This window comes from Massilia sp. P2_C2 (assembly GCF_056404615.1).
Window position 1 is genome coordinate 1 of record NZ_JBFUDR010000326.1, and the last position, 6427, is coordinate 6427.

Annotated in this window: 3 protein-coding genes and 3 pseudogenes; 4 read left to right on the top strand and 2 right to left on the bottom strand. The window is 63.8% G+C overall.

Translation table 11 applies throughout. From position 1 onward, the window contains the following. Positions 1-224 (bottom strand): annotated as a pseudogene (locus tag AC1DYX_RS26005) (UDP-N-acetylmuramate dehydrogenase); the annotation flags it as partial. A 249-nt stretch (positions 225-473) separates the two neighbouring features. Between AC1DYX_RS26005 and AC1DYX_RS26010 the strand changes: the two are divergent. The 3 genes and pseudogenes from AC1DYX_RS26010 to AC1DYX_RS26020 all read left to right on the top strand — a co-directional run bounded on the left by AC1DYX_RS26010 (position 474) and on the right by AC1DYX_RS26020 (position 4896). Further along, positions 474-960: pseudogene (locus AC1DYX_RS26010) on the top strand (YajQ family cyclic di-GMP-binding protein). A 154-nt stretch (positions 961-1114) separates the two neighbouring features. Next, positions 1115-2380 carry a nitronate monooxygenase gene (locus AC1DYX_RS26015; RefSeq protein WP_477264266.1) on the top strand — a complete coding sequence of 422 codons (1266 nt, stop codon included), beginning with the start codon at positions 1115-1117 and terminating at the stop codon, positions 2378-2380. A gap of 119 nt (positions 2381-2499) precedes the next feature. Continuing rightward, positions 2500-4896, top strand: coding sequence for a sensor domain-containing protein (locus AC1DYX_RS26020; protein WP_477264267.1), 2397 nt, complete (start codon positions 2500-2502; stop codon positions 4894-4896). Between the two features lie 90 nt (positions 4897-4986). Here AC1DYX_RS26020 and AC1DYX_RS26025 read toward each other — a convergent pair whose 3' ends face one another. Next, positions 4987-5925: an exopolyphosphatase gene (locus tag AC1DYX_RS26025; protein ID WP_477264269.1), complete on the bottom strand. Its 939-nt coding sequence runs from the start codon at positions 5923-5925 to the stop codon at positions 4987-4989. A 265-nt stretch (positions 5926-6190) separates the two neighbouring features. On the opposite strand from AC1DYX_RS26025, the pseudogene AC1DYX_RS26030 reads away from it, so the two are divergent. Further along, positions 6191-6427 (top strand): annotated as a pseudogene (locus AC1DYX_RS26030) (sensor histidine kinase); the annotation flags it as partial.

Genomic DNA, 6427 nt, shown 5'->3' on the forward strand with positions numbered 1-6427 from the left:
CCCATATGCAACACCAGCGCATCGACCTCGTCACGCGCGATCAACAGGTTGCTGCCGCCGCCGAGCACGAGGCGCGGCAGCGCGGCGAGCACCGGGTCGGCCGCGACGGCGGCCAGATGAAAGGGATCCGTGACGCGCAGGTAGCGCCGGGCGCGCGCGGGAATGCGAAACGTGTTGAACGCGTCGAGTGCGACGTCGGAAGACAGGGGCAGGTCGGATTGCATGGCTGGGTGGCTGAATGTTTGGCGCATTATAGTGGCCGGCGCGTTGTCGGGGGAACCTCGAAAAACCGTCGCGAGCGGCAGCAATGCAGTTCGAGAAGCGCAGCTGTACGAGAGTACAGCCGGTCCGCCGTAGCGGAGCATCGCAAAACTGCAGCCTACGCGGCCCGGTACAACCCGCAGCAGGTTTTTGGACGTCCCTCCGTTACAATAACGGCATTCATTACCGTGCAAGACAAAAGGAAAAACACAATGCCATCGTTTGATGTGGTCTGCGAAGCAGACATGGTCGAAGTCAAGAACGCCGTCGAGCAATCCAACAAGGAAATCGGCACCCGCTTCGACTTCAAGGGCAGCTCGGCCAAGGTCGAACAGAAGGAACGCGAGATCACCGTGTTCGGCGACTCCGATTTCCAGCTCGGCCAGGTGCGCGACGTGCTGTTGAACAAAATGACCAAGCGTAAGGTCGACGTGCGCTTCCTCGACGAGGGCAAGATCGAAAAGATCGGCGGCGACAAGGTCAAGCAGGTGCTCAAGGTGCGCAACGGCATCGAGACGGAAGACGCCAAGAAGATCACCAAGCTCATCAAGGAGAGCAAGCTGAAGGTCCAGGCATCGATCCAGGGCGAAACCGTGCGCGTGACCGGCAAGGACCCGCGATACGCTGCAGGAAGCGATCGCGCTGATGCGCAAGGACGTCAAGGACCTGCCACTGCAGTTCGATAACTACCGCGACTGATTTCCACCGGAATTTCGCACGACCGTGCGGAAAATGGTGCTCTCCGCCTACCCCCGCGTGGGGTAAAATGCGGGGGGCGCGCCGACCATGCGCGGCACCGTACAACAGAGAGAGAATCGTCCCGGGTCGAGGCCCCGGCAGTTTAAGGATAGCAATGAAACGTGTTGATGATTTCCGCCTGCGTTTGGGTAACAAGGAATACGTGCCCATCATGATCGGCGGAATGGGCGTGGACATTTCCACGTCGGAGCTGGCCCTGGAAGCGGCCCGCCTGGGCGGCATCGGCCACATTTCCGATGCGATGGTGCCGGACGTGTCGGACCGCAAGTTCGACACCAGCTTCGTCAAGGAAAAGACCAAGCTCTACAAATTCAACATCAACAACATGGACAAGTCGGTCGTCCAGTTCGACCTGGACCGGCTGGCCGAGGCCACGCGCCTGCACGTGGGCGCAACCATGGCGGCGAAGAAAGGCGATGGCCTGATCTTCGTGAACTGCATGGAAAAGTTGACGATGAATGCGCCGAAGGAAACCCTGCGCACCCGCCTGTCGGCGGCGCTGGACGCGGGTATCGACGGCATCACGATGTCGGCCGGCCTGCACCTCGGTTCGTTCGAACTCATCAAGGACCATCCCCGCTTCCGCGAGGCCAAGCTGGGCATCATCGTCTCGTCCGTCCGCGCGCTGCAACTGTTCCTGCGCAAGGTGTCGCGCCTGAACCGCCTGCCCGACTACGTCATCGTGGAAGGCCCGCTGGCCGGCGGCCACCTCGGCTTCGGCCTCGAGGAYTGGAAAGACTACGACCTGCACACGATCATGGACGAGATCCATGCCTACCTGGCCGCCGAGAAGCTGGATATTCCGCTGATCGCCGCCGGCGGCATCTTCACCGGCAGCGACGCCGTGTCGTTCCTGGAAAAGGGTGCGGGCGGCGTGCAGGTGGCGACCCGCTTCACGGTGACCCACGAATGCGGCCTGCCGGACACGGTCAAGCAGGAATATTTCCGTGCCAGCGAGGAAGACATCATCGTCAACGGCGTGTCGCCGACGGGCTATCCGATGCGCATGCTGAAGCAGACGCCGGCGATCGGCTCGGGCATCCGTCCCGGCTGCGAATCGTACGGCTACCTGCTCGACGCCACGGGCAACTGCGCCTACATCAATTCGTACAACCGCGAGGTGCAGGCGAATCCGGGCGAAAAGAACGTGCGGGTGTTCGATAAGACCTGTTTGTGCACCCACATGCGCAACTTCAATTGCTGGACCTGCGGCTCCACCACGTACCGCCTGAAGGACACGACGCATAAGCTGTCCGACGGCACGTACCAAATCCTGTCCGCCGAGCACGTGTTCAAGGATTACCAGTTCAGTGTGGACAACCACGTCGCACTGCCGCCCCGCCAGGAGGCGGCGGCCTGACGGTCGACTCTGGTCAAGAAACGGCGTGCCACGGCATGCCGTTTTCATTCCGGCATCCTGCGTGGAACGGACGGCTTACCGCGCTGTCCAACGGGATCYAATCGCGAATGGGAGTTGGCATGGCCGATTCCGACGAACTGCCCAGCCGATGCGTTTTTCTCACCGGCGCATCCGGCACCATCCAGGCATGGAATGCCGGCTGCGCCGCGCTGTTCGGCGTGCCGGCCGAACACATCCTCGGACGCCACGTCACGACATTGTTCACACCGCCCGGACGCGACGCCTGGAGCGCGGGGTGGAGCGCCCTCACCGGCCGGCCCGAAGGCGCCGAAGTGCATGTCGACCTGCAATGCGCGCATGGGCGGGTGCTGGAAGGCAACCTGACGTTGGCCCCGCTGCTCGGTGCCGGCGGCAATGCGCAGGGCTGCGCCGTCGCCGTCGCCACCGGCGACGAGCGCGGTGGCACGGAGCGGGAACGGGTCGCGCGCACGCCCCTGTCTGCCGTCGTGGACAAGCTCCCCGGCACCTTTTACGTGCTCAACCACGACGGTCGCTTCGTGCTCTGGAACAACGAACTGGAGCGGGTCACGGAGATGACGCCCGACGAACTGAGCGCCACGCGCGCCCTCGATCTCATCGAACTGCCCCAGCGCCCGCCGCTGGCGACGTGCATCCGCCAGGTGTTCGACGAAGGCAGCGAAATGACGCTCGAGATCGACTTCGTCTCGCGCAGCGGCCACGAAACACCTACGTTACTGTGCGGCACGCGAATACGCTGCAACGGCAGTGACTACCTGTTCGGCACGGGCATCAACGTGGCCAGGCGACGTGAGCGCGAGCAGCGGCTGCGTCTGCGCGAGCGCGCGCTGCACGCGGCCAGCAACGGCATCGTGATCACCCGCATCGAAAACGACCGGAGCCTCATCGACTACGTGAACCCGGCCTTCGAAAGTATCACGGGTTATGCCGCGGACGAGATCATGGGCACCGACCCGCGCTTCATGGCCGCGCCCGGCATGGATCTCGCGGAACGGGCCCAGCTGCGGGAAGCCGTCGCGGCGCGCACAGGCGTCCGCGTCGTGCTGCGCAACCTGCGCAAGAACGGCGAGCTGTTCTGGAACGACCTCAGCATCACGCCCGTGCAGGACGAGCACGGTGTCGTCACTCACTTCATCGGCATCATCACCGACGTCACCGCCACCAAGCTGCGCACGGCCCACCTCGAACACGAGGTCAACCACGACCCGCTCACGGGACTGGCCAACCGCAACCTGCTGTGGGACCGGCTGGAACAGGCGCTGCACCTGGCCCAGCGCCACAAATCGCTCGTCGCCACCGTGCTGATCGACCTCGACAACTTCAAGACGATCAACGACACGCACGGCCACGAGGCCGGCGACGTCGTGCTGAAGGTCGTGGCGCGCCGCCTGCAGGCATCGGTGCGCGACAGCGACACGGTCGCGCGCATGTCCGGCGACGAATTCGTGCTTGTGCTCGCCAACCAGCCATCGCTGCGCTTTACCTTGCGCATGGTGGAGCGCCTGCGCCAGAGCTTCGTGATCCCCGTCGCGTTCAACAACCGCGAAATCTCCGTCGGCGCCAGCGTCGGCGTGTCGCTGTACCCGCACGACGGCGCCAGCGCGGCGGAACTCGTGCGCGCGGCCGACCTCGCGATGTACCACGGCAAGGGCAGCGGCCGCAACGACGTCCGCTTCTTCTCGGCCGACATGAGATCGAGCACGGAAGCCCGGCACCGCATCGACGTGGCGCTGCGCAGCGCGCTCGACAACGACGAACTGTTCCTGCTGTACCAGCCCCGCGTCGACATGCACAGCAACCGGGTGGCGGGCTTCGAAGCACTGCTGCGCTGGCGCCACCCGGACCAGGGCGTGCTGGCGCCGGCCCAGTTCCTGGCCGAGGCCGAGGAAAGCGGCGTGATCGTCCCCATCGGCCAGCGCGTGCTCGACCAGGCCTGTATTTTCGCCGCCCAGCTGCGCGCGGCCGGATACGGAGACCTGCCCGTGGCCATCAACGTCTCGCATCGCGAATACAGCCAGCCCGGCTTCCTGGCCTGCCTGGCGGATCGCCTGGCGCGGCACCGGCTGCCGCCGCACAGCCTGCAACTGGACCTGCGCATCGACAGCCTGGTCCGCCATCCGGCGCTGGGGCAGGAATTGGCCGAGCAATTGCGTGCGCTGGGCGTGGACCTGTCCGTCGACGGCTYCGGCGCCCCGCTCTGCGACCTCGGCTACCTGCAACAACTGGCGGCGGGCCAGGTCAAGCTGGCGCCGGACACCGTGCAGGCACTGGGGGACGGCGGCCAGGCCGTGGCCAAGAGCCTGATCGATATCGCGCACAACCTGAATATGGAGGTGGTGGCCGAGGCCGTGGAAACACGGCCCCAGCTCGACTTCCTGAGATCGCACGGCTGCGACCAGTTCCAGGGCTTCTGGTTCAGCGAGCCGCTCGGCGCTGACGCGGCGCGCAAGATGCTGCAGGAGCAGCAGCCGGCGTAAAAAAGGTGGGCACGGGGTGCCCACCCTACGTCACCGGTTGCGGTAGGGTGAGCACCCCGTGCCCACGCGTGACGTTTCCGTGTTGTTGAACTACCCTTCGCTGGTAATGCGCCGGACGAGCGCCCCGAGCACATCTTCCGCCATGTCGTTCGACACCTGGCATGTCCCCGCATTCTCATGCCCGCCACCGCCGTATTCGAGCATCAACGCGCCGATATTCGTCTTCGATGTGCGGTTGAGGATCGACTTCCCGGTCGCAAACACCGTGTTCTGGTTCTTGAGGCCCCACAACACGTGGATCGAGATGTTCGCTTCCGGGAACAGCGCATAGATGATGAAGCGGTTGCCGGCATAGATCACCGGCTCCTCGCGCAGGTCGAGGACGACGAGGTTGCCGTGGACGCGCGCGCAGCGGCGGATCTGCTCCTTGCACAGCTCGCTGTGCTCGAAGTACAGACGGGTGCGCTCCTGCACGTCCGGCAATTGCATGATCTGATCGATGGTGTGGTTACGGCAGTAATCGATCAGGTCCATCATCAGCTGGTAATTCGAGATGCGGAAGTCGTGGAAGCGCCCCAGCCCCGTGCGCGCATCCATCAGGAAGTTCAGCAGGTTCCAGCCCTGCGGATCGAGGACTTCCTCGCGCGTGAAACGGGCCGCGTCGCCCTTGTCGACGGCGTCCATCATGTCGCGCCAGGCGGCGGGAAAGGCGCGCGTCGCGCCATAGTGTTCGTAGACGACGCGCGCGGCGGACGGCGCCTTGGGGTCGATCACGTGGTTGTCGTGGCGCCCCGTATTGCGGATCGTTTCCGACAAATGATGGTCGAACGCCAGGTGTGCACCGGCAACGTAAGGCAGGTTCGTCGTGATGTCGCGCGCGCTGATGGCGATCTTGCCGTCCTGCATGTCTTTCGGATGGACGAACAGGATGTCGTCGATCAGGTCCAGGTGCTTGAGGAGGACGGCGCATACGAGGCCATCGAAATCGCTGCGGGTGACGAGGCGGTAACGCTTGGGAACGGCAGACATTGGCAAACCCCCTTTCGATATGAATCAGCATGGGCTGGCGCAGCCAGGACGTCGTTCATCATACCGCGCAAGATTGCCGATTAACAGTTTTTCTACACGTCATCACGGTGTCGTCAACCTGTGCATTCCAGGCCCCGATTCGTGCAGGCTGTCGCAAACCGGTGGTAAGGGGGACGCCGGGACACTAAAGTTGCAACATCCCAATAGTGGCCGGCCGCTGTGCCAACGGTTACACTCGCCGCAACCTTTGATAAAGACAAGCTTCATGCAAACTCGGCGTTCTACCCAGCAAACTTTCTCGAATACCCTGTCGGCGCTGCATCGCGCCTTCGACGCGGTCGCGACCTGGGTGACGCAACTGTCGTGGTGGAAATTCTTCCTGTTCGCCGCGTTGATGCTGATCGCCGGCAAGATCCTGCAAGATGAATTGTTTTCCGGGGGCGACGAGGACATCACGTTCACGGAGCGCAGTGCCCATAAGACCGAGCCGACCGTCATGATC

What these genes read in the sequence shown, in the direction of transcription:
- AC1DYX_RS26025 (WP_477264269.1), bottom strand. Translation starts at nt 5,925, where the DNA reads ATGTCTGCCGTTCCCAAGCGTTACCGCCTCGTCACCCGCAGCGATTTC.